The sequence below is a fragment of the Vibrio tubiashii genome, from assembly GCF_028551255.1.
Taxonomy (GTDB): Bacteria; Pseudomonadota; Gammaproteobacteria; order Enterobacterales; family Vibrionaceae; genus Vibrio; species Vibrio tubiashii_B.
The window spans coordinates 1,174,980-1,197,788 of the sequence record NZ_CP117030.1 but is presented as its reverse complement, the minus strand read 5'-3'; the positions used below and the strand labels follow the sequence as shown (position 1 = coordinate 1,197,788).

Here is a 22,809-nt window from a genome sequence, read left to right as displayed (position 1 = left end):
TCTAGGACGTTGTATATAGTTATTATTTATAAATTTGATTTACACATTTGGAATTCAATATGCAAATTAGATACTACAAACATATACCTATTTAACCAAAAGTACCTATACCTGATTAACATTTTCTAATGATTTTCTGCTTTGTTGCTTCAATTTCAGCTGTGAAAGAATAACACCTGACACCACAAGTAAGCCGCCCATAAGGTGGTAGCTGTGAACGGCTTCTCCTAACAAAGTGGCGGCTAAGCTAATCGCGATGACAGGCATCAAATTCATAAACATCGCACTTGAGTCGGCACCAATTAAATCGATTGCTTTAACCCACATCCAAGGTGCAGCGATAGAGGCCGCTAGACCGGCATAAGCGATCAATGGTAGAGCCTGTTGACTTGGGACTAACTGCTCGCTGGTGAGCCAGAGTGGTGTGAGCATGATAAGAGCAAGCAAGCCTTGCATGTACACCATGGTCCAGTTTGATAACGGCATCTTCCACCGCTTTAGCAACACGCAGTAAGCTGCGTAGCAAATAGAAGCGATGACCATAATGCCGTCTCCCGGCGTAATGTCCTGATGTAAAAAGAAGGCGACGTCCCCTTGTCCTAGCATAAAAGCCAATCCGGCTAACGCAATCACACCACCAACGATACTGAGTGGGGAAATGGGCTTAGATAAAATTGGCACGCTCATAAAAATCGCAATCAATGGAACCAGTGAGGTAATCAACGCCATGTTGGAGGCTGTTGTTGTAAGGCCTGCGTAATAGGACAATGACTGATTGAGAACCATCCCTAGCATCGCCAGAAAGGCAAGTTTAGCCAAGTAGGGGCGTATTACGCTCCAACGCTGAATGACTTTTGGTAAGCAAAATGGTGTTAGTACGACAATGGCGAGAAACCAACGATAAAAGCTCATTGCACTGGGTTCTATGGTGCTAGCTGCCATTTTATTTACGATAGCGTTGCCGCCCCATATGCATACGGTAAAGAAAGGAAGTAGGTAGACCATGTGAACACCATCGCATTATTATCGGTAGAAGATAGTCTGACAGGTCGATATAATTATATATATCTTTAAAAAGACATTGTACGTCATAGGAAGACAAGTTTGAGAAAGTCAGCAAAACACCTTCACCCTTCGTTATCAATTGATAAAGCACCATCAGATGTATTTATGAATTTCGAAGCGTTTCTGTCCAATACCGAAACTCGGATGCATAGCCATCCATGGGGTCAGGTACAACTGATCAGCGGTGGTATTTTAGAGATGGAAGCAGAAGACACTCGATTTTTAGCGCCGCCTCATCTGGCAATATGGGTACCCGCAGGGATCATGCATACTAGCTTCAATCGTAAGCCACTTTCTTATTGCTCGCTCAATATTGCACAAGCCCATACAGAGAACTTCCCGGACTGCACTAGTCTGATCAAAGTTACCCCGATCGTATCGGCTATTATTGATGATTTCCGTCAGCGAGATATTAACGTCGCTGAATCTGAGCAAGACAAGCGCTTAGTTCAGGTACTGCTAGATCAACTCGCCACACGGGATACCCAGCACCATTTTCTCCCATCTACAGACAATAAATACCTGGCTAAGATCCTTGCAGCGGTGGAAGAGAACCCAATTGATAACACCAGCTTGTCTGTTTGGGCAGAACGTGTGCATACCACAGAGAGGACGTTGGCAAGGCACTGTCAGGCTGAACTCGGGATGAGTTTCACTGAGTGGCGACTAAGAGTGCGCTATTTACACTCGATGGAGCTCCTGCGCAAAGGCCACTCAGTGAAAGAGGTTGCGCTCACGCTAGGTTACAACCAAGCCAGCCCGTTTATTGCTATGTTTAAAAAGTACTCTGGGCAAACTCCGGAACAGTATAAAGGGCGCTTGTTGTAGGCAAAGGGAGTTCTCTTTCGCTTCTAGCTGACGAATCGCACTTTTTCGATTATTTTAACCAAATTTCCAATTGAGACCTATTCTCATCTTGATTGTATGCATTGTTACGTTATAACATATCTATCAATTCATACATCAAGGATATACAGTTAATGAAAAGTAGGATTTTCGCTTTGGCAGCTATCGCGGTTGTGGCTGCTCTGGGGATGAGTCAATTCAATCAACCTGAAAGCCAACCCGCACTCAAGATTTCTGGGCCATTTGAGTTCTCTAGCCAAGATTTATCAAAAGATGGCTATATGTTTACTCGTATGCAAGTGGTCGAGTCTTTGGTCGCGATTAATAACAAAGGTCAGGTAGAGCCTCAATTGGCAGCGGCTTGGTCAGTCAGCGCAGATGATCTTATCTGGACCTTTACACTGCGCGATGATGTCATCTTTCATGATGGTGCAAAGTTTGACGCTGCTGCGGCAAAAATCGCACTAGAAAATGCCATGGCTAAGCCCGGCGTAATTAAGCGCGTGCCTATTTCCCAAATTACGGCGCAAGGTAACCAACTCACTCTTGAGTTATCGAAACCGTACAATCCAATGCTGACGGTGTTGGCTCACTACACGGTTGCCATTGCTTCACCAAGTAGCTACAACGAAGAGGGCGTAGCTACTTCGTTGTCAGGCACCGGCCCTTATCAGATTGAAGAGCTGATTCCGCCGCACAAGATTCATGTCACACGCTACGACAACTATTGGGGGCAGAAAGCCAACATTGAAAAAGTGCAGTACCTTGCGGGTCACCGCGCCGAAAGTCGAGCCTTGTTGGCGCAGACAGGCCAAGCCGATATTGTCTATACACTTGATCCTGCTAGTGTTGCCCCCTTACAGCAAACAGACTCTGTCGAGGTAGTACGCGAATCGATTCCTCGTACTATCTTGTTAAAAATTAACAATGAGCACCCGTATCTAAACTCGCCTCAAACACGTCAAGCGTTAAGCTTAGCTTTGGACCGATCTGGAATTTCTCAGCAAATCATCCGTATGCCAGGCTCTGAAGCGTACCAGTTGTTTGCCCCTTCGTTGGGAGCGTGGCACATTGAACACTTCTCCCAAACTTCGCGTGACTTGAACAAAGCGCAGCAGCTACTGGTTTCTCAAGGTTGGCAAGCGGATGAGCAGGGAATGTTACAACGTGATGGACAAGGTTTCGTGGTTAACCTGACGACTTACTCTGATCGCCCTGAATTACCACTTGTCGCTACTGCTATTCAAGCTCAGCTCAAAGAGATCGGCATTCAAGTCGAGATCAGCATTGATAATTCGAGTGCGATCCCAGCTAAACACCAAGACGGTACTATTGAGTTAGGTTTAGTGGCGCGAAACTTCGGTGCTACGGTCGACCCGCTTGCCTTGTTGTTGAAGGATTTTGCTCAGCATAAAGGCAGTGACTGGGGGCCTACTAACTGGTCTTCACCGGAGTTTAGCCAACTACTCAACCGCTTAAGCGCGACTAAAGATCCTGCAAGTTATCAGCAACATGCCCAGCAAGCAGCACACATATTGGCGAATGATATGCCGCTTATCCCAATTACCTTCTATACCCAACTTGTCGCCGTTAACAAGAAAGTGGGTAACTTCAGTTTCGACCCGTTTGAGATTAACTACCGCATTTCAGAGATGACGTTGAATGATTAATATCCTCTTCAGGCGTTTATTCCAAGCCACCTTAGTGGCTTGGAGTATTGGTACGCTAACTTTCATCCTCATGCGGCTACTTCCGGGCGATTTTGCCTTTCGCATTGCCGCTGGGCGCTACGGCTATGATTATGTCGATGCAGAAGCGGCAACAGCGGTTAGAGCGGAGCTAGGACTCGATCGCTCCGGTTACGAGCTTTATTTGCAATGGCTTTGGGACCTAATTCAGTTTGACTTAGGCAACTCCCTTATCAGCGGAGCACCAGTTATAGAAGAGGTTCAGCACCAATTAGGCCACTCACTCTTGTTAGCTGTAGTCGCGCTGCTTATCTCGGCATTAATCGCCATACCAATCGGAGTTTATTGTGGTAAGCACGCGGATTCTATGTTGGATAAGTGGACGCTGATAGTTTCCGTGTTTATTCGCGCTCAACCCGTGTTTGTGATTGGCTTAGTCCTTACTATTATTTTTTCTCTCCATCTTGGTTTGCTTCCAGTCGCCGGTTTTGGAACCCCTTTGCATCTATTATTGCCTGGATTAACCTTGGCGCTTTCGCTAGCTGCGATGTCTAATCGCTTGATTCGGAACGCAACTCAGAGTGCCATCAACGCACCGTACTTTAAGTTCGCACGATTGAAAGGCTTGAGCTTTGAGCAAGCATTTCAACACCATGCTCAGCGCCATATCGCGATCCCCATTGTGACCTTCCTTGCTTTACAAACAATTGGTCTGATGGAAGGGATCATAATGATTGAATCGCTGTTTTCTTGGCCAGGAATTGGTCATGCCTTAGCCCATGCCATTTTTGCCCGAGATATCCCGATGATCCAAGCTACCGCTTTGGTGATGGGGCTACTGTTTGTTGCAATTAACACCGTGATTGATCTTGTGACTTATCAGCTTGATCCGCGCCAACAACAGGAGGTAGTGCAATGAAGCTTGCTCAGAAACAAATGGTTGGTATGGCGATCATTGCTGTCGTGTTAATGCTCGTGTTGGTTGAAAAACTGCTGTTCAACTCAGATCCTGCAACCCAGCAGTTGTCGCTCGCCTTTGCTACGCCAGATTTAGCTGAGCCCTTTGGTCGAGATCATTTTGGCCGCAGTAATTTTGCCCGTTTGAGTGACGCTGTGGTGACTTCGCTGACACTCGCGTGGCTGAGCGTACTCACATCCGCCGCATTAGGTATTGCAGCAGGCGTATTGGCAGGATGGCGCAGAGGGTGGTGGGACAGAGTGTTCACCTTTGGGATGAACATGATCCTTGCGATGCCTGGCTTAATCTTAGTTCTGCTATTTGCTGCGCTTGTACCGGGTTCGTTCACCATATTGTACGTTGCGATCGCACTGATTCTTTGGGTTGAGTTTTTCCGCGTGGTGCGTAACCGAACCATGTCACTGATTGCGTCACCAGAAGTGGAAGCTTCACTCTTGTATGGCTTTGGCTCTTGGTACGTGTTTAAACGTCACATTTGGCCGCATTGCCGCCAAGATGTCTTTACCTTGTGTTGCTTTGGCGCTGGAAATACGATCCTCGCCTTGGCGTCACTGGGCTTTTTACACGTTGGTCTCAAGCCGCCAGAAGCAGAGCTTGGCTTAATGATGGTCGAGCTATTTCGATACTATCAAGTTGCTCCTTGGGTATTGGCACAACCATTGTTGACCTTGTTTGTGCTGGTTCTCGGATTCCATTTACTCGCGAGTGGAGAAAAGTCATGAGTCAATTGATTCGAGTTGAGTCGTTATCTGTCTCAACAGAGCAGTGCGTGTTAGTTGAACCTGTTAACTTTGAATTACATAAAGGTCGTCCGCTGACGATTTTGGGCGAAACTGGTGCAGGGAAGAGCCTGATTGCTGCGGCTCTTACCAGCACCTTACCTAAAGAGCTGAAAGCAACTGGACAAATCTATCTGTCGGAGCGTTTAGTCAGTGACTCAGAGTTGCAACTCACATGGGGTAAGCAAATCGCGCTATTGCCACAGGAGCCATGGCTCGCGCTAGATCCAATTATGCCAGTGCACAAGCAAATTGAAGAGGTGCATACTTTAGTCAATGGGCGAACAGAAAAGCAGGCAAGGTCTTTCACAGAACAAGCGCTGCAAAGTATGAACCTTAGCAAAGCAAAGAGTCAGTATCCTTTCCAGCTGTCGGGGGGTATGGCACAGCGCATCGCCTATTTGTGTGCGAAACAAGCTGGTGGCGAACTACTTTTGGCAGATGAACCGACTAAGGGGCTAGATCGCGCTCATTGCCATATTGTAGGGGATATGCTGGCAGAGCACGCAAAGCATGAAGGGTTAATTACCATTACGCACGATATTGAGTTAGCACAGAAGCTAGGTGGTGACATTATCGTAATGAAGCAGGGGGTTGTAGTGGAATCCGGTGATGCTCATGATGTGTTAGCTAACCCGACCTCGGCTTATACTAAGCAACTTATCGAATCGAACCCGAGATATTGGACGCAACGAGTTTCTGCCCAAACTCAACAAACATTGCTCAACGTAGATAAACTCTCATTGCAGCGAAACCAGTACACCCTTTTTAATGATGTCTCGTTTACGCTCAATCAGGGGGAGGTATTGGGAATCTGTGGTCAAAGTGGCTGCGGTAAAACCAGTTTGGCTGATGCAATCTTGGGGCTGTTAACTCCTGCCTGTGGTGAGATTGTCTTCCATCAACCGATCGCTGTCGGGCAAAAGCTCAAACTCTATCAAGATCCACCGAGTGCGTTTCCAGCTAACATTAGCTTGAACCAGTTATTGCGAGACTTACAGCGAATTCATCCTTTTGATTTTGCTGATGTTACACCTTTAATGGCTCGGCTTAAGTTAGACGCAAGTTTGTTAGAACGCACGCCGAGGGAGGTTTCGGGAGGTGAGTTGCAACGCTTCGCGATTTTACGAGCCTTATTGCTAAAACCTAAGCTGTTGATAGCCGATGAGCCAACGTCGCGCCTTGATCCGATCACCGCCGCGGAAACACTCCAACTGCTAACGTCACTCGCGACCGAGCAGCAATGCAGTTTGCTGATCATTGGTCATGATGAAATCGCGTTAGAAAAGCTTTGCGACAAGGTGATAAACCTTCATCACTTCGCACCTGAAGCTGTGGCATGTTCTGCTTCAACTACACACGGAGTATTGAGCCATGAGTGATAAAGCGCTTCTTCATGCAGCAAGGTGGAATCCTGCCTAGCGCGGAATGATGTTGGTTAGTTAGTTAAAATTTAGCCTTCGAACCTATTTGAATAGGCTCGAAGGCTATAGAAACGACAAGTGTCGTTTATTGATGCTTGAATAGTTTGACCCGCGGTTATCGATTCGCGATAACGTAATCCAAGCCACCGACGATGGCTGCGACTTGAGCGTCATTACACTCTTCATCAGTCACTTTCGGGCTATCTGGGTAAACTTCTGTGGTCGTGCCATAGGTGCAGGTCGTAACACCGCCACATAGGCCGAGCTTAACCATTGGGTAGTTAATCACGCCGTGCTGAACCACAGGTGAGCCAATGATTTCCCCTTTATCATCTGCTGGAGCGATGTGAGTCACTTTGCTTACTGACTCAATCACAGCAGCTTGGAATTCAGGCTGAGGGTTCTCAGTGTCACCTACAGTGTAAAAACCATCCGGAATCATACCTTCAATGTATTCGATACCATCACGAGCGGCTAGGGCGGGGCGAAACTCGGTTTCGTCACTGTCTGTGGTTTCATGTAGGTCAATGTGAACCAGCACATCGCGGCCCAATGAGGTGATGAGTTTCATTAGGTTTGCAGATTCTTCGGCAGGTGAGTCTTGGTAGAAAGAACGGTTTGGATCAAGCGCTAATGGGTTCCAACGGTTGATCACTTCATAGCCCCATGGACTGACACAAGGAGCAATTACAATGTTGAAATGTTCGCTGTACTTTTCCATTTCATTGGCGGCAAATTTTAAAGCGCCGTGAACACCACTGGTTTCGTAGCCGTGTACGCCACCTGTGACCAACACAATTGGCTTCTCATCATGCCAGTTTTTCGACTTAATACAGAAAAGCGGGTAACGCTCTTGGTCATAAGAGAGAGCGCCATATTGCTCAACATCAAACTGCTCTGAAAGTGCCTGAATCTTGGGAACGACTTCTTTTTGATATAAACGTTTAATCGTGGTTTGTTCACGCCAAGCGATTCGCTCAGCGTCACCCCATTTTTGCCCCGGGGTACCGATTGGATAAGTGTAAGAACTGCGCATTACCTTGCCTTTATCATTATGGTTGTAGAAAACGTCAAACAGCATAGTGTGCCCATTTGGGGCAGGCAAATATTATCTTGCAGAACGTGAAAGATTGACTTGGTTTTGACATCCTTTGTTGTGGCGATAATGCGGAGAAATGAGCGCTACTCTTGAGATTGAGTAATCTGATTGATGGCCGATATTAGCAACTCGGTGGTTTGCGCGCCGGAAATGAGATGCTTTCGATTAATGATGATTGCAGGAACAGCGTTGATGCCCGCTTCAAGCCATTGCTGCTCGGTAGACGCCACGGCTTCCGCCCAGCTTTCATCTTCTATAACGCTAGTGACGAGGTCTTGTTCTAGCCCTAGCTCAGTGGCGCATTCAATCAGTACTTGAGAGTCGCTAATATCTTTACCATTGGTGAAGTAGGCGTGAAACAGAGCAAGCTCTAAGGCGAACTGTTTGCCTTCACTTTGTGCCCACATTAAAAGCTGGTGGGCTTTGCGCGTGTTATAGATTCGTGAGTCGTCATTGAAGTTGAACTCAAACCCTACCTCGTTACCTAGATTGGTCAGAGTTTCTCTCGCTGAGATACTGGCTTCTGTCGTTGTGCCATACTTTTCAGCTAGGTGTTCTCGCAGATTTTGTCCTTCGTCTCCCATCGCTGGGTTTAGCTCAAAAGGGTGCCACTGTATATCGGCTTCAACTTCATCGCTCAGAGCGGCAAGTGCGTGCTCTAAACGTTTGTAGCCAATAATGCACCATGGGCAAACGACATCAGAAACAATATCAATTCGAATTTTGTTCATACTTCAATCCTTGTACAACTCAGATGAAAGTATAGCGCTGTCCTCAATGAGATTTTACTAAATACCTCACTATTTAGACAATCTACGCCTAAAAGCTACTACGTAAAAAAAGAGTTTAAGGGGGAAGAGCTTAGTGTGAATGCTTTGTTAGGATGGTAATCAGTGTTCACTATAGATACTCAAGTGGCTTTGCGATAAGAACTGAAAAGTAGAAATGAAGGGTATTTGGGTATCGTTATAGTGTTATGAATCTTGTAAAGGAAATCGTGATGAACTGTTCTCACGCAACTGATGTGATCTTACACGCGTTTGACTGGCCATATGACATGGTTGAACAAAGAGCGCGCCAGATCCATCAAGCGGGCTACAAGTACGTACTCGTTTCACCACCAATGAAATCATTAAAAAGGGAAACAGGTACCAAGTGGTGGCAACGCTATCAACCTCAAGATTATCGAGTGATCGATAATCAACTTGGTAATACTGAAACATTTAAAAGCATGCTGGAGACTCTATCGTCTTATGGTGTGGGTGTATACGCCGATGTGGTGTTCAACCATATGGCGAATGAATCGTCGATAAGGACAGATCTAAAGTATCCAAATGCCTCTGACATGCTCGATTACCAACAATCTGCTGATTACTATCAGAACCAGCGTTTGTTTGGAGATTTAAATGAGCCCATTTTCGATCATGACGATTTTGTCGAAGCGTTTGGAATTGAAGACTGGGAAGATCGCTGGCAAGTGCAAAATGGTCGTATCACTGGCGGTCCGACTGATCCAGGCTTACCAACGTTAAGGGTTTGCTCACACGTTATCGAGCAGCAGCAAGCTTATCTTAAAGCGCTTAAAGGTATGGGAGTCAAAGGGTTTCGCATTGACGCCGCTAAACACATGACCTTAGAGCATCTAAAACAGGTTTGGACGGAAGAGATCTGCCAAGATATTCATATCTTCGGTGAAATTATTACCAGCGGTGGTGCAACGCAGCCTGAGTACGAGTTGTTCTTGCAGCCCTATCTTGCTGAAACGCGATTGGGTGCCTATGACTTCCCGTTGTTTCAGACAATGCATGATGCGCTGCAAGTCGACGGTAGCTTAAAAAGCTTGGTCGACCCATATTGCTTCGGGCAAGCGCTGTCGGAATCGCGGGCAATTACGTTTGCCATTACCCACGATATTCCTAACAACGATGTTTTCGCAAACTTAGTCATGAGCGAAGACCAAGAGTGGCTAGGGTATTGTTACTTACTCGGGAGAGATGGCGGAGTACCACTGATATACACGGATCTTGATACTAGTGGGATCGTTAATACAGACAAGCAGCCACGCTGGGTCGATGCCTGGAAAGATGAAAAAATGATCGCCGCTATCGATTTTCATAATCGTATGCATGGTTCTCAAATGAAGATTGTTGAGGCTTCAGACGATCTATTGGTCTTTAGCCGCGGCAAAGAAGGTTTGGTGATTATTAACAAATCTAAACGCTCACAAACCATAGAGTTTAAAGCGAACTCAGATTGGATGGATTTGCTATCGCTTGATAGTTTTGCGCCACAAAACGGGCAGTGTAGCGCGGTGGTAGAGCCTAATACGGCAATGATGTTAGTAGCAATTTAAAGCAAAAGAGGCGCACTTAAATCGAGTGCGCCTCTTGATTCTAACGTTGTTCTAAACGGTAAATTTATTCAAGATAGAGTCCTGCTCTCGAATGTTTTCTGTTTGTGCTTGCATAGCAATGTTGGCATTCTCAGCGGCATCGGCGACTTGAGTTGAAAGATCTTTGATCTTCACAGTGTTACCATTAATTTCCTCAGCAACCAAGCTTTGTTCCTCTGCCGCAGAAGCGATTTGGATATTCATATCGCTGATCTGCTGAATCGCATCACGGATGCGCTCCAGAGCGACATTGGCCTCTTGAGCTCGCTCAACGGCACTGGTGGCGGTGCTCTTACTCATGTTCATCGCATTTGAAACAGAGCTTGCACCCGCTTGAAGCTGTTCAATCATATTACGAATCTCGGTGGTAGACTCCTGAGTACGTTGTGCCAAGGTTCGAACCTCATCCGCAACCACTGCGAACCCTCGACCAGATTCACCTGCACGCGCTGCCTCAATAGCAGCGTTAAGGGCGAGTAGGTTGGTTTGATCGGCGATGTCGTTAATCACCTTCAAGATGGTTTCAATATTATCAGTCGCGGATTCTAAGACTTTCACCTCTTCAACGGCTTCGTCGATTTTTTGTGATAAGTTGTCGATCGCGTGAGTGGTTTCACTGACAACCGCTGTACCTGTGCTAGTAGCTTCATCGGCTTCACGAGCGGCTGCAGCGGCACCTTGAGCATTATTGGCGACATCCCCAGAGGTGGTAGCCATTTCATGCATGGCGGTAGCGAGCTGCTCTAATTCGTGCAATTGGTCTTGCATTGCGGAAGCGGACTCTTGCAGCCCCATAGAGGTCATTTCTGATCCACGTAATATCTCTTCCCCAATCGCTTTCGATTGCGTGATCAGTTGCTGTAAGGTTCCTGTGAACTCATTAAACCCTGAAGCCAGAGTCGAGAATTCTTGATCGGTGTTGGTATCGAGTCGTTTGGTTAAATCACCTTGACCTGTCGCGACATCCTGAATGGCATCACCTAAAGTATCTAGTGGGCGCATCAAGGTCTTAATCAGAATAAGTAGAATCACAATACTAATCACTAAGGCGATAATGGTGTAGATAATTGAGCTATTGCGAAGATCGGCTAATGATTGATACGCCACTTCTTCGTCTAGTACCACACCAATGTACCAGTCTTCACCTGGCACTTTAGAAAAGTCGAGTGTGTAGGCTTTGCCGTCAATCATAGCTTGTTGTGGATCATCTTGGATGGGTGCATTGCCCAAGAAGTCTGACATAGGTTTACCGTTCAACTCAGTGGTTGGATGGGCAATGGTGGTACCATCACCGGCGACAATAAACACATAGCCTGCGTTGAACAGTTGCACTTTGTTCACGACTTCAGCCAGTGCTGCAAGACTCACGTCATAAAATATCGCACCTATAAACTGGCCGTTCTCTCGGACTGGAGTGGCAATTGAAACCAATATTTCACCTGTGGCTGAGTCGGCGTAAGGGGCGGTAATAACGAGCTTTCCTGAGTTTTTAGCGTCAATGTACCAAGGTCTTACCCTTGGGTCCCAAGTAGGTCCGGGATTCCAAGAAGGATCATTGTTTATATTTGAACCATCACTCTCAAAGCCAAGGCCTGCCAATAAAAAGGTGTCTTTAACGATAGGGCGGGTAATGACAGAAGTGACAGCGTCAGGAGATAGGTCAACTTCGAGCATGCTGGTGGCGTACTCAGCGATGGCTTTACGTCCATTGATTTCTGCGGCGGTAGTGTTTCGAACGCCGTCTACGATTTCCGTAACGCTTGAGGTTACTTGCGTCTTAATTTCGTTTTTAACGGTGTGATATTGTTGCAAGGTTAGAAGGGTGACAGTCGCTAAAAGCAAGACAGACGAAGCGGCCACAATCTTATGGCTGAATTTCATTTCACAATCCTCTTCTATAAATAAAGCAGTTACTTATAGATTTATAGTTATGAAATGGGCATTCAGCCAGTAAATTCTAGAACTTTTATGTTATTTCACGACCTAGGATTGTTTGTTCAAGACTTGCCAGTAAAGCATCATTGCCATCAAACAAAGATTCAACAACCATCGGGCGTTTCTTACCGGATTGCATCTGCTTGTTGGCTTCTCGGACTCGCAGTACTAACTTGAGTTCATTGGAAAGCGAGGACTCTTTATCGGCTTGCCACTGATTAATCTGCTTTGTGTATCGAGTCTCTTTTAGCTCAGGCTTTAGCGTCGTGAGTTCGCTTTGTACGACTTTAAGCAGGTCTATTTGACGCTCGTAGTAGCCATTGAGACTTTCTAGACGGTTCAACAGCGCTGACAGGAGCTCCCCTGCTTGGATATAACCACCCTGTTTAGGAAATGCGGCTACAACGCGAGAAGAAACACTGACAGAATTAACGATGGTATTGGGCGTGTAAGTGAGCGAGGTAAGTGTGTCAAACGGTAGCCAGAACGACTGACCTGCTTCCACGGCATATTCCAATTTTCCAAGTTTGACTAACACCAAGCCTTGCTTAACGCTGATAAGTTGATGCTTTAACGACTTCTTACGCGGTGTACATATAAGAAATTCATTGAGTTCTGAATGAAAAGATATAGCGTGGTGCATGGGGGCAATCTCTAATTTCGGGGCGCTAAGATTAACGTTTCTTGGAAAAAAAGCCAACTTTGTGCAAGTTATAGCGCAAATTCGAATAATTAGTCTGGTCTGACCTTAGCGAATCTGAGAGAACTATAGCTGCCAAGAACGGTTTCTATGCGTAGAATAGTCCCGCTTTTTACCTAATGTATAAAATAATGACGACAAACACAGACCCATTTATTGAAATTCGTCCTTACAACGATGACGAAATTCCGGCGGCAATTGACCGCTTAGTTAACGATGAAGAATTCATCAGTGCGATTTTACAGCACCGCTTTTCTAACCATGCAGGTTGGTTTAAGACCTTAATGTCTCCAATGGTTAAGATCTACCTTAAGATGAAATGGTCAAAACTGAACTCAGTTGAGACGATTCAATTAGAAGTAAAGAAGTATCTTGATCAAACGCTTAAAACCACGACTAAAGGTGTCACTTACAGCGGGCTAGAAAATCTAGATCCTGAGCAAGCGTATCTTTTTGTTTCTAATCACCGTGATATCGCGATGGATCCGGCACTTGTTAACTATGGTCTGTTCCAAAGCGGTCATAAAACCGTGCGCATTGCGATTGGTGATAACCTACTGAAAAAGCCTTGCGCGACAGAGCTAATGAAGCTCAACAAAAGCTTTATTGTTAAGCGCTCGGCAAAAGGCCCGCGTGAAATGATGAAGGCATTAGGAACGCTGTCTGGCTACATCAAGCATTCGCTAGAAACTGGCCATTCAATTTGGATTGCACAAAAAGAAGGTCGCGCGAAAGATGGCAACGACTTTACTGATCCGGCGATCCTAAAAATGTTTCATGTGGAAGGGCGCAAACAAAAGCTTTCATTCCCTGAGTACATTAAATCTTTGAAAATTGTGCCAGTTGCCATCTCTTATGAGAATGACCCTTGTGATATTGCCAAAGCGATTGAACTGCACGCTAAAGATTCGGTAGGAAGCTACGAGAAAGGCGAGTTCGAAGATATCGAAAGTATTATCCAAGGCATCGTGGGTGAAAAAGGTCATGTGCATGTCGCGTTTGGTGATGTGATTGACCAAGACTTCGAAACGCCAGAAGCATTAGCCGAAGAGATTGATCGTCAAGTACATGCAAACTACAAGTTGTTCCCAATTAATCAGCTTGCAGCAGGTAACGAAGATGTCGGTGAAGATGTGAAAGCGACATTGGCTGACAAACTCAATTTATTACCGCAAGACGCGCAGCCATTTTTAGTGGCCAGTTACGCGAATCCGGTCAAGAATCGCCCTTAGACAAAAGAATAGAAAATAGCCTCTCAATCGAGAGGCTATTTTGTTTTTACGTTAATCGTAAATGGTTGGTATTGGTTGACGCTTATGCTGAGTCACTTTGTAGATGTGAACTAAGCGTTCGGTCACTTCAGCAGATACGGGTTTACCCTCTAAGAAATCATCAATCTGTTCATAGGTAAGGTTAAGCGCATCTTCGTCCGCTTTTTGTGGGTCTAGCTCTTCTAAATCCGCGGTAGGCACCTTCTTGACCAACAACTCTGGCGCACCTAGAGTCGCAGCGACTTCACGCACTTGGCGTTTGCTTAGACCAAACAGAGGAGCAAGGTCACAGGCACCGTCGCCAAATTTGGTGTAGAAGCCAGTAATGTTTTCGGCAGAATGGTCAGTACCAATCACTAAACCACCGACATAACCCGCGATTTCGTATTGAGCGACCATTCGCGCACGGGCTTTAACATTCCCTTTTACAAAATCGACTTTGGCTTTATCTTCAGGAAGTAGCCCAGTCCCTTCTAGCGCTGTGTGGCTTGCCGCGTGAAGGCCATCGACACCTGCTTTAATATTAACGGAAACCGAATGAGACGGCTGAATAAACTGAAGAGCAAGCTGTGCTTCATCTTCGTCTTTCTGTTCGCCATAAGGCAGTCGAACTGCGATAAATTGGTAGCCACCTTTAGACTCTTCATTTAATTGGTCAACAGCTAGCTGCGCTAATCGACCACACGTTGTTGAGTCAACACCACCACTGATACCGAGAACCAGAGATTTGCATCCTGATTCTTGAAGTTTTCGCTTAATAAAGTCGACACGACGTGTTATCTCAAAATGAGGATCGATCGACGGCAGAACGCGCATTTCATCGCGAATCAACTGTTCCATTATGTTTCCTTCCTGCAAGCAATGTAGTTTAAAATTGGGCAATAAAGTTGGTAGCCTTAACAGGTCTACCTCAGCAAGGCATATTTATGCTGAAGTGAACGTGTTAAAGTCACGTGCCTATATCATACCGCAATCAAGGAATTAGAAAACTGTGATCACGGTTTTCAACAAAGAGTAAATGAATAAAATGAGCAAAATTGCTGTATTTGGAAGCGCTTTTAACCCACCAAGCCTGGGCCATAAAAGCGTGATTGAGTCTTTAACCCATTTTGATCGAGTTCTTTTGCTGCCAAGCATTGCTCACGCATGGGGTAAACAGATGTTGGACTACAATGCACGATGCGAGCTGGTTGACGCTTTTATTGAAGACTTACAAGTGAAGAACGTAGAGCGATCTACGATTGAAGAGTCTCTCTATTCACCGAAAAGCAGTGTAACGACTTATGCCGTACTTGAAGCATTAGAGGCTAAGTACCCAGACAGCGAACTCACCTTTGTTATGGGGCCAGATAACCTGCTTAGCTTTGCTAAATTTTATAAAGCGGAAGAGATCGTCAATCGTTGGTCTCTATTATGCTGCCCTGAGAAAGTACAAGTGAGAAGTACGGATATTCGCAACGGACTTAAACAAGGCAGTGATGTCTCAACGTTGGTTACACCAAAAGTATTACGCAAATTGCGCGAAAAGGAGTATTATTAAATAGGACTTCGTTCTATATATTTGAGGTGTGAATGTTTAGATGTGGAATGATATGTGTGATGTTATCGTTCTCGCCACTTGCTGCGGCTTGCGAGCTGTACCAAGAGGATGTGTCTGCGCATTCGTTAATGCTTGAAGGCGTAAGTCCGTCGTGTACAACAATCTTCGATTTGGAGATTGACGACACTGTATCCCATCAAGCTTTTATGGATCTAACTCTCGCAGAGAAAACCGATCACTCTTCCTATTGGTCAGATTGGCTACTGGGTAACGAGACCAATCCACTGATTTCAAACAATGCTTCGTCTAACTACTTTGGGGTTGGAGTTTGGGTACCCAATGAGTTGGAAGATAAACTCAAAGAAATGAACACCGAAAACTGGATCAGGAGCCATGGTGTGCAGCTGAGTCTTGGTTTTGGCGATATGGATGCAGGTACACCACGCATGCGGCTCGACTACCGTTGGCACGAACAGTATGACGGCGACTTCATGATGCAGGTCGAAGTACCTTTCTAACTAAGCATCAGCTTACCTGTCCTATCTAGAACCTATCCGTTAGACACTTGCTGCTGCTGGGCTATGCGTTCAAAGTTTTGATTGATGATGTTTTGCGGTTTATCAGGCTTTGAGAAGTAGTAACCCTGAATCTGACTACACCCCATATCATAAAGCTTATCTAGTGCTTCTTGATCCTCAACACCTTCCGCAACCAAAGAGAGGTTCAATTGCTTGGCAAGTTGGACGATAAGCCACACCACTCGCTCGGCGGTTTCATTGGTATGCATATTGCGAATAAAGGTCGCGTCTATCTTGATGCAGTCGATTGGGTAGCTATGGATATAATTCAGACTTGAATATCCAGTACCAAAGTCATCGAGCGCCACTTTAAAGCCAAGAAACCTCAGCTTGTTGAGTATCTTTTTCACTTCCTCAGTTTGCGATAGCAGCACCGTCTCTGTCAGCTCGATGGTGAACTCATCGGGTTTAAAACCATAGTGCTTTATGGTGTCGAGTAGGTGCTGTAAGTAGCGACTCGAATTGTGCAGTTCGTGCGCCGAGCAATTGAGGCTCAGACGAACGCCATGCCCCAATCCTTTTTCCAGTGCTAACTTGGCTTTACAGGCTAACTCTACGATGTGCTCACCCAGCTCGACAATAAGGCCAGATTGTTCTGCGGCATCAATGAACTCTAGCGGCGAAATTGTCCCAAGAGCATGGCTTTGCCAACGGGCGAGCACTTCAAAATACTCCCATTGATTATTGTCACGTTCAACAATCGGCTGCACCGCAACATAAAGTTCGCTATCACTAATCGACTCTTTAGCGAGCTCTGTTCTGAGTGCATCGATGATTAGGGCTTTGCGATAGTATTGGGCGCTTAGATGGGTATCGTAACATTGCACGTGCACATGACGAGACTGCTTACAATCCTTCAAAGCTAAACTGGCATTAAGAATAATTTGGTCGGCGGATAGGCTTTGGTTGTTGTTTTTTGCCAAGCCAATGCTCGCTGTGAACTTAATTTTGTGCGAAGGATCTTGGTAACCCTTTTCTAGACTTTTGATGATGGTATAGCAAACTTTAAAAGGATCGCTAGCTTGGGTAATAAAGGCAAACTCATCCCCAGCAATTCGAAAGGCGAATTGCTCGTCTTTTATTGCTTCCTTGATGGTATTGGCAACAAACTTTATCAGTTGATCGCCAATATAGTTACCATATAAATCATTAATCGATTTGAAGTTATCAATGTCCAAATAGGCGAGCGTAAAGGGAATGTTTTGCGTTTGGCTCAGTCTCTCAAGCTTATCTGAGAGATAACTTCTGTTAAGTAGCCCAGTGAGATTGTCGTGGGATACTTCATAACTGAGTTGATCAACCAGTGTCTCCGAACGTGCCGTTAGCCATTTCGACTTAAGGTTGTGAGTGACAATATTGGCAAACAGCTTGTGGTTGTATATAAGCTCCTCTCTGGTATTGGGGTCTAAAGCGCGAGTATAAGCAGAGAGCAAGATTCCTAGAACCTCACCATTACTGGTTTTAAGGGGAATTGCCAGATACGACTCGATATCATGTTCAGAAATATATTGTTCGTTAGGGTGTAACGTTTTAGCATCCGAATCGCAGACGATGTAGTCCTGATTAGACTTAATCACAAAGGTGCAAGTGCTGTGAGTCAGCGGCGCGAGATAATCGTCGCGCTGCAGCTTTACTCCGCTAGAAGAGGCGAGGAGCGTTGATCGGTTGGTGAACTGATCAAGCTCTATAATACATGTACAAAATGAGTTCGAGTATTGCTGAAGCTCCAACGTAGCTTTATTAAGTAGATCTTGCCCATCGAGGCTAAGTGTATCGTTAATCGTCTCGACGCTTAACGAGTTATTCACTGACGTTGTCCTAACCATATTGGTAACTCACTGTTATTGTGATTTATATCACTTAATTCTCAATCTAGTTACTCATTAAATATGGTATGTGTAGCATATTAATGCAAATGCCAAATATAGGATATATGTTCGGTAAATATAGCTTATTGTTGGTTAGAAAGGCGCTCTTTAAGATAGTCTAAAAACAGTTTAGTACGTGTATGCTGATAGTCGAGTTTTGGGTAGTAGGCATAAACCGTTGCTTCATCGGCAGTTATATCTGGCAGAATGCGTTGCAATGCTCCGAGCTTAAGATCTTCTTTGATCATCACATCGTTGGTGAGCAGAAGCCCCATCCCACTTTTTGCGGCATAAAAAAGCGCTTCAGGGTTAGACGTAGCGAAGTTGCCATTGAGCAAAATCTTATGCCCATTGGTCAAAGAAATCTCTCGTTGGGTTCTTTCTCCCCATACCAACATGTTGTGTTGAGTAAGCTCTCTAAAGCTTTGCGGCTCGCCAAATTGCTCAATATAACTCGGTGACGCATAGAAACCGGCTCGGTGTTCAAAAAGGGGAGTGGCTTTAAAGCTCAGCGAGTTGAGCTGTTCTATTTCACGGCTGATAAACAGATCCAAACTCAATGTTGGTAATTGACCGGGAGTAGTTGTGATCAGTTGAATGCGAATGTCAGGGTACATCTGCAAAAAGTCGTTTAAGTACTGAACAAGAAATTTTGAGCCCACGGCCAGAGTTGCGCCTATTTTCAGCAATCCGGCAGGCGTTTGAGATACCGAGCGTGTTTCGTCAACTATCGATTGCCAACCATCAAGTTGCACCTTAGCACGTTCATAAAATAAGGCGCCGGCTTCAGTTTGCGTGACGGAGCGAGTCGTGCGTTTTAGCAACTGCACACCGATGCGCTCTTCTAGCCAATGGATGCGTTTACTGATCGCTGAGCTGGTGGTGTTGAGCGTTCTTGCCGCGCCGTTAAAACTGCCTTCATCAACGACACGAATATAACTCTGCACACTTTGAATCCAATCCATAATGCCACCTTATTGTTTCTTTTTGGGAATTAATCACTTTCCATATCGATATATTATCATTGAATAGTGGCTAATTTAAACTCGCTTTATTGTCGGATTTAATGAGGAGCTACTATGAAAAAAACACCTATTTTGTTAGCAATGATGATCATCGCGACGGGACAAGTTGGTGTCAGTATCTATCTTCCCTCATTGCCGATGATCAGTAACAGTCTGAATGTAGGGCAAGCTGACGTACAACTTTTAGTCACCGTTTTTCTCGTCGCTTTTGGTCTATCTCAACTCTTCTACGGCCCTTTGTCTGATGCCATTGGTCGCCGTCCGGTATTTATCCTCGGGCAGGGGATCTATTTAGCTGCCACTGTCATGTGCGTTACTTTCACCGATAACCTAACCGTGCTGATTATTGGTCGCTTTTTGCAAGGTTTAGGGGCGGGTAGTGCTTCGGTTCTTGGTCGAAGCGTGCTGCGAGATAGCTACGAAGGTTCACAGTTAACTAAAGCGTTATCTTATATTTCTATTACGGCTTCTATTATGCCGATCATCGCGCCAGTCATGGGGGGCTGGATAGCTTTCTATTTGGGCTGGGAAGCGGTGTTTATGTTCGTACTGTTCTATCTAATCGCCATCTTTACTTTGGGGTATTTCGTTCTCCCAGAAACTATGACCTATGGAAAGACACAATTTAGCTTGGTGAGTGTGATTAAAAACTATGGCAGCTTAATGACCAATAAGCAGGTGATCTCTAGTGCAAGTTATAACTGGGTGACCTACCTAACGAGTGTTGTGTCGTTATCTGTCATGCCGTTTATATTGCAGCATCAGCTTGGTCTCACGGCGGCAGAATATGGCTCGGTTATGATCATACCGTCAGCCGGCTTAATGATGGGGAGCTTACTGCTTAATGTGGTGAACCGCTATTTAGATACCAAGCAGATCTTGTCTTTGGCTATTTCGACGATGATGGTTGCTGGGCTGTGGTTATTGGTTAGCGAAGTCACTCTGTTTAATCTCGTGTGGGCATTTACCTTACTGACGATTGCCCAAGGTCTTGCGACACCGCTTTCGATTAGCATGCTGCTTGAACCACATAAACGACAGGCGGGCTCAGTGTCTGCATTGTCAGGGGCGGTACAAATGTGTTTGTCGGGGGCATTTGGTGGCTACTTGGTCGAGCACTGGGTACAAAGCCAAATGAGCATGGGAGTTTTCTATCTCATCTCAGCAACTACGATGGGTTTGGTTCTAATATCTTCGAAAAAGCTTCTCGTCACTCAGCAAAAGTTTGCTTGATTGCGCGTTGGGTATACAATGCCCGCAAATTTCTATGTTGAGACTGAATCAATGGAACTTAAAGATTTTGAAACGCTAGTTAAGTCGCTATGTGACAAAGAGAATCTACCGCAAGCTCTAGAAGTACTGAAAGAAAGCGAAGATCAAGAAGTAGCTGAAGCTGCTCAATCACTAACTGGGCAATTTGCCTTGGCAGAAGTCGATGGCGCTAAGCGTATCTATCACGTAACTGTTCAGGTCAATGAACAAGGTGAAGAGCAAGAGTTTGTTGAGCATGTGATGGATGAAGGCGATGACGTGATTCGTTTTGTTGCTTGGTTCTTTGATGTCATGTTTGATGTGAAGCGCAAAGATACCTATCAGGTAGCCGGAAAAACCTATCAACAACCAAAACGCGCTTAGTGGTTAAATTTAATGTGATTTAGATCTTGTTTTTAATCTAATTGTGATTAAAATCACGCTCCTTACTTTGAGGAGATAATCATGAATCACGAATTAGGCAACGCATATCTAGGTCAGATGATCGCAAAGCAAGCCATGCAAGATGCTCTTTATGGCAAGCCTAAAGCGAAGAAGACTTCTTTTATCAAACGTATGATGAAAAAAGTAATCAGCGCGTAGTTGAAAAGGATTTTATGAGTGAGGCGATCGAAGCTGTCTGGCTCATCAAAACAAAGCCCCGCTGCAATCAGCGGGGCTTTGTCGTTTTTGCTTGGTAGAAAGGTTACAGAGAAACCACGTTGTCTGGCACTGTGCTTAGCCCTTTCTCTTCAATCCAAGCGGAGAGGTTGTCGGCACCACCAATGTAATGACCATCCAGCCAGATTTGAGGAACGGTAACCGGCGTCTTCTCACCAATGATAGCTTTTACTTCAGGGATCATTCGATAAAGGGCAGCACTATCTTTAACGACATCGTAGTATTGGTATTCAATGCCCGCTTCGTCTAGGATCTTTTTCGCTTTGACACAGTAAGGGCAAGTTGCCTTACCATAAACAATGTTGCCTTTTAGAGTATCGCGCTTAGTCCATTCTTGAATAATAGATTGCACGAGCACACCACGGTTTAGCGCTTCCCCTTGGCTTACCACTTTGCCTTCGACCATCAGAATGGGCGCGTGCCATGCACCTACTTTCAAGGGTTCCCACCAGTGAGATAACCAATCTTTCACTTCAAGCTCGACTGGGATACCGGCAAGTTCATTTTCGAATGTGTCGGTAAGGATATCTTTGGTCAGAGTACACTCCCCGCAAGGAATGTTGACTTTGAATGGTCCCCAACTGCCAGCCCAGCGGTAAAGTGTTAATTTGATTGGTTGTGTCATAGAGGTTTCTCCGTTAAAAGCTATGACTAATTAGAACGGTCTAGCTTGAAATTTCTTTCAACTTTTTCGGCTTTTTTGCTTCCCATTGGGTAATGAAAGCCACAGAAGCGATAATGATCGCCGCGCCAAGCCAAAGCCTCCCCGGTGGTACCCAGCCGAAGACCATCCAACCCGCTAATACATTTAATGGCAGTTTCGCGTGATCAAAGGGTTGAACAAACGAAGCATCGGCGACGGAATATGCTTTAACAATAGCCCACTGCGCCAGCGCTGTCATCGCGCCTGCCCCAATCAATATTAGCCATAATGTTCCACCTGTTGGCAGCTGCCAGTCTGGTAGAGCGAGCAAAATGTTAAACGGTGTAATTAGTATGAGTAGGTAGACAACCATAGTTGATGGAGAGTCTTGTGAAGAAAGCTTTTTCACCATCAGCGCGTAACAGGCCCAAAAGAACGCTGCACCGACAGGAAGAAGCGTCGCCCAACTAAAATCGTCCGCCCAAGGTTCTAAAATGATCATGGCACCAATAAAGCCAGTGACGGTAGCACCCCAACGAGCCACGCCTACTTTCTCTTTAAGGAATAATCCAGAGCCGATCGTCGCAAATAATGGCGAAGTCATAAGTAGGGCGATGCCTTGCCAAATCGGTACAGGGTAGGCAAGGGCCCATAACCACAGCTGGATACCTATCACCGCTAAGAAGACGCGTAAAATATGCAATCCTAGATTCTGCGTGCGCAGTGACTGCCTAATACCTAGTGTTTTTAAATAGGGCAGAATAACCACAAGTGCGATTGCATATTGAATCAGGGCAACCGTCGTCGAAGAAAGACCGTAATTGATACTCGCCACTTGAGCCAAGCTATTTACGATGGCAAAAGCCAGTCCTGCGCTTAACATCCAACTAGCGCCTTGAAGAGGGTGGTGGTTTTGGGTGCTCATGATATAAGTGTCTGAAAAATAGATAAGCTGAATCATACGATGTTATTTAGCTCAGGTCACCTGACGAATTTGAGCGTGTTGGACAAACGATTCGAATGATTCAGCAAAATTTGGTGCAGG

Annotated in this window: 22 protein-coding genes; 12 read left to right on the top strand and 10 right to left on the bottom strand. The window is 45.4% G+C overall.

What is annotated here, in order from left to right:
• Positions 1–105 precede the first annotated feature (105 nt).
• Positions 106–1,005, bottom strand: coding sequence for a DMT family transporter (locus tag LYZ37_RS20860; protein WP_272787443.1), 900 nt, complete (start codon positions 1,003–1,005; stop codon positions 106–108).
• Positions 1,006–1,104: 99 nt separating this feature from the next.
• Here LYZ37_RS20860 and LYZ37_RS20855 point away from each other — a divergent pair, with 99 nt between their 5' ends.
• The 5 genes from LYZ37_RS20855 (at position 1,105) to LYZ37_RS20835 (ending at position 6,739) form a co-directional block, all read left to right on the top strand.
• Positions 1,105–1,893: an AraC family transcriptional regulator gene (locus LYZ37_RS20855; protein ID WP_004745459.1), complete on the top strand. Its 789-nt coding sequence runs from the start codon at positions 1,105–1,107 to the stop codon at positions 1,891–1,893.
• Positions 1,894–2,045: 152 nt separating this feature from the next.
• Complete coding sequence (locus LYZ37_RS20850; RefSeq protein ID WP_272787442.1) at positions 2,046–3,581, top strand: ABC transporter substrate-binding protein; 1,536 nt, start codon at positions 2,046–2,048, stop codon at positions 3,579–3,581.
• A complete protein-coding gene (locus LYZ37_RS20845) occupies positions 3,574–4,518 on the top strand; it encodes an ABC transporter permease (protein ID WP_272787441.1) in 945 nt (314 codons plus the stop codon). The genes LYZ37_RS20850 and LYZ37_RS20845 overlap by 8 nt, the downstream gene beginning before the upstream one ends.
• A complete protein-coding gene (locus LYZ37_RS20840) occupies positions 4,515–5,300 on the top strand; it encodes an ABC transporter permease (RefSeq protein ID WP_272787440.1) in 786 nt (261 codons plus the stop codon). Before LYZ37_RS20845 ends, LYZ37_RS20840 begins: the two co-directional genes overlap by 4 nt.
• Positions 5,297–6,739: an ABC transporter ATP-binding protein gene (locus LYZ37_RS20835; RefSeq protein ID WP_272787439.1), complete on the top strand. Its 1,443-nt coding sequence runs from the start codon at positions 5,297–5,299 to the stop codon at positions 6,737–6,739. Before LYZ37_RS20840 ends, LYZ37_RS20835 begins: the two co-directional genes overlap by 4 nt.
• Before the next feature lie 157 nt (positions 6,740–6,896).
• On the opposite strand, the gene LYZ37_RS20830 is transcribed toward LYZ37_RS20835, so the two are convergent.
• Complete coding sequence (locus LYZ37_RS20830; protein WP_272788397.1) at positions 6,897–7,817, bottom strand: M14 family metallopeptidase; 921 nt, start codon at positions 7,815–7,817, stop codon at positions 6,897–6,899.
• Positions 7,818–7,963: 146 nt separating this feature from the next.
• Positions 7,964–8,611, bottom strand: a complete 648-nt coding sequence (locus LYZ37_RS20825; RefSeq protein WP_272787438.1) for a DsbA family oxidoreductase — start codon at positions 8,609–8,611, stop codon at positions 7,964–7,966.
• 269 nt (positions 8,612–8,880) lie between these two features.
• Between LYZ37_RS20825 and LYZ37_RS20820 the strand changes: the two genes are divergently transcribed.
• A complete protein-coding gene (locus LYZ37_RS20820) occupies positions 8,881–10,233 on the top strand; it encodes an alpha-amylase family protein (RefSeq protein WP_272787437.1) in 1,353 nt (450 codons plus the stop codon).
• 51 nt (positions 10,234–10,284) lie between these two features.
• On the opposite strand, the gene LYZ37_RS20815 is transcribed toward LYZ37_RS20820, so the two are convergent.
• Entirely contained in the window at positions 10,285–12,153 is a 1,869-nt protein-coding gene (locus LYZ37_RS20815; protein ID WP_272787436.1) for a methyl-accepting chemotaxis protein, read from the bottom strand.
• A gap of 85 nt (positions 12,154–12,238) precedes the next feature.
• The gene (locus LYZ37_RS20810) at positions 12,239–12,850 is read right to left on the bottom strand and encodes an AraC family transcriptional regulator (protein ID WP_272787435.1); all 612 of its coding nucleotides are present in this window, start codon (positions 12,848–12,850) and stop codon (positions 12,239–12,241) included.
• 188 nt (positions 12,851–13,038) lie between these two features.
• Between LYZ37_RS20810 and LYZ37_RS20805 the strand changes: the two genes are divergently transcribed.
• A complete protein-coding gene (locus tag LYZ37_RS20805; protein ID WP_272787434.1) occupies positions 13,039–14,139 on the top strand; it encodes a 1-acyl-sn-glycerol-3-phosphate acyltransferase in 1,101 nt (366 codons plus the stop codon).
• 51 nt (positions 14,140–14,190) lie between these two features.
• Here the strand turns inward: LYZ37_RS20805 and nadE are convergent, their stop codons facing one another.
• Positions 14,191–15,018, bottom strand: a complete 828-nt coding sequence (gene nadE / locus LYZ37_RS20800; RefSeq protein ID WP_272787433.1) for an ammonia-dependent NAD(+) synthetase — start codon at positions 15,016–15,018, stop codon at positions 14,191–14,193.
• Between the two features lie 187 nt (positions 15,019–15,205).
• Between nadE and LYZ37_RS20795 the strand changes: the two genes are divergently transcribed.
• Positions 15,206–15,718 carry a nicotinate-nicotinamide nucleotide adenylyltransferase gene (locus LYZ37_RS20795; RefSeq protein ID WP_272787432.1) on the top strand — a complete coding sequence of 171 codons (513 nt, stop codon included), beginning with the start codon at positions 15,206–15,208 and terminating at the stop codon, positions 15,716–15,718.
• Between the two features lie 59 nt (positions 15,719–15,777).
• Positions 15,778–16,236: a hypothetical protein gene (locus LYZ37_RS20790; RefSeq protein ID WP_272788396.1), complete on the top strand. Its 459-nt coding sequence runs from the start codon at positions 15,778–15,780 to the stop codon at positions 16,234–16,236.
• 32 nt (positions 16,237–16,268) lie between these two features.
• On the opposite strand, the gene LYZ37_RS20785 is transcribed toward LYZ37_RS20790, so the two are convergent.
• Together LYZ37_RS20785 and LYZ37_RS20780 are read right to left on the bottom strand one after the other, a co-directional pair.
• On the bottom strand, positions 16,269–18,122 hold the full coding sequence (locus LYZ37_RS20785; RefSeq protein ID WP_272787431.1) for a sensor domain-containing phosphodiesterase: 1,854 nt from the start codon (positions 18,120–18,122) through the stop codon (positions 16,269–16,271).
• 125 nt (positions 18,123–18,247) lie between these two features.
• A complete protein-coding gene (locus LYZ37_RS20780; RefSeq protein ID WP_272787430.1) occupies positions 18,248–19,129 on the bottom strand; it encodes a LysR family transcriptional regulator in 882 nt (293 codons plus the stop codon).
• A gap of 114 nt (positions 19,130–19,243) precedes the next feature.
• Between LYZ37_RS20780 and LYZ37_RS20775 the strand changes: the two genes are divergently transcribed.
• From LYZ37_RS20775 to LYZ37_RS20765, 3 genes are all read left to right on the top strand, one after another.
• The gene (locus LYZ37_RS20775; RefSeq protein ID WP_272787429.1) at positions 19,244–20,422 is read left to right on the top strand and encodes a multidrug effflux MFS transporter; all 1,179 of its coding nucleotides are present in this window, start codon (positions 19,244–19,246) and stop codon (positions 20,420–20,422) included.
• 51 nt (positions 20,423–20,473) lie between these two features.
• On the top strand, positions 20,474–20,824 hold the full coding sequence (locus LYZ37_RS20770; RefSeq protein WP_272787428.1) for a hypothetical protein: 351 nt from the start codon (positions 20,474–20,476) through the stop codon (positions 20,822–20,824).
• A gap of 81 nt (positions 20,825–20,905) precedes the next feature.
• The gene (locus LYZ37_RS20765; RefSeq protein ID WP_004745434.1) at positions 20,906–21,043 is read left to right on the top strand and encodes a hypothetical protein; all 138 of its coding nucleotides are present in this window, start codon (positions 20,906–20,908) and stop codon (positions 21,041–21,043) included.
• A gap of 103 nt (positions 21,044–21,146) precedes the next feature.
• On the opposite strand, the gene LYZ37_RS20760 is transcribed toward LYZ37_RS20765, so the two are convergent.
• Together LYZ37_RS20760 and LYZ37_RS20755 are read right to left on the bottom strand one after the other, a co-directional pair.
• Positions 21,147–21,746, bottom strand: coding sequence for a glutaredoxin (locus LYZ37_RS20760; protein WP_272787427.1), 600 nt, complete (start codon positions 21,744–21,746; stop codon positions 21,147–21,149).
• Positions 21,747–21,786: 40 nt separating this feature from the next.
• On the bottom strand, positions 21,787–22,689 hold the full coding sequence (locus tag LYZ37_RS20755) for a DMT family transporter (protein WP_272787426.1): 903 nt from the start codon (positions 22,687–22,689) through the stop codon (positions 21,787–21,789).
• Positions 22,690–22,809 lie beyond the last annotated feature (120 nt).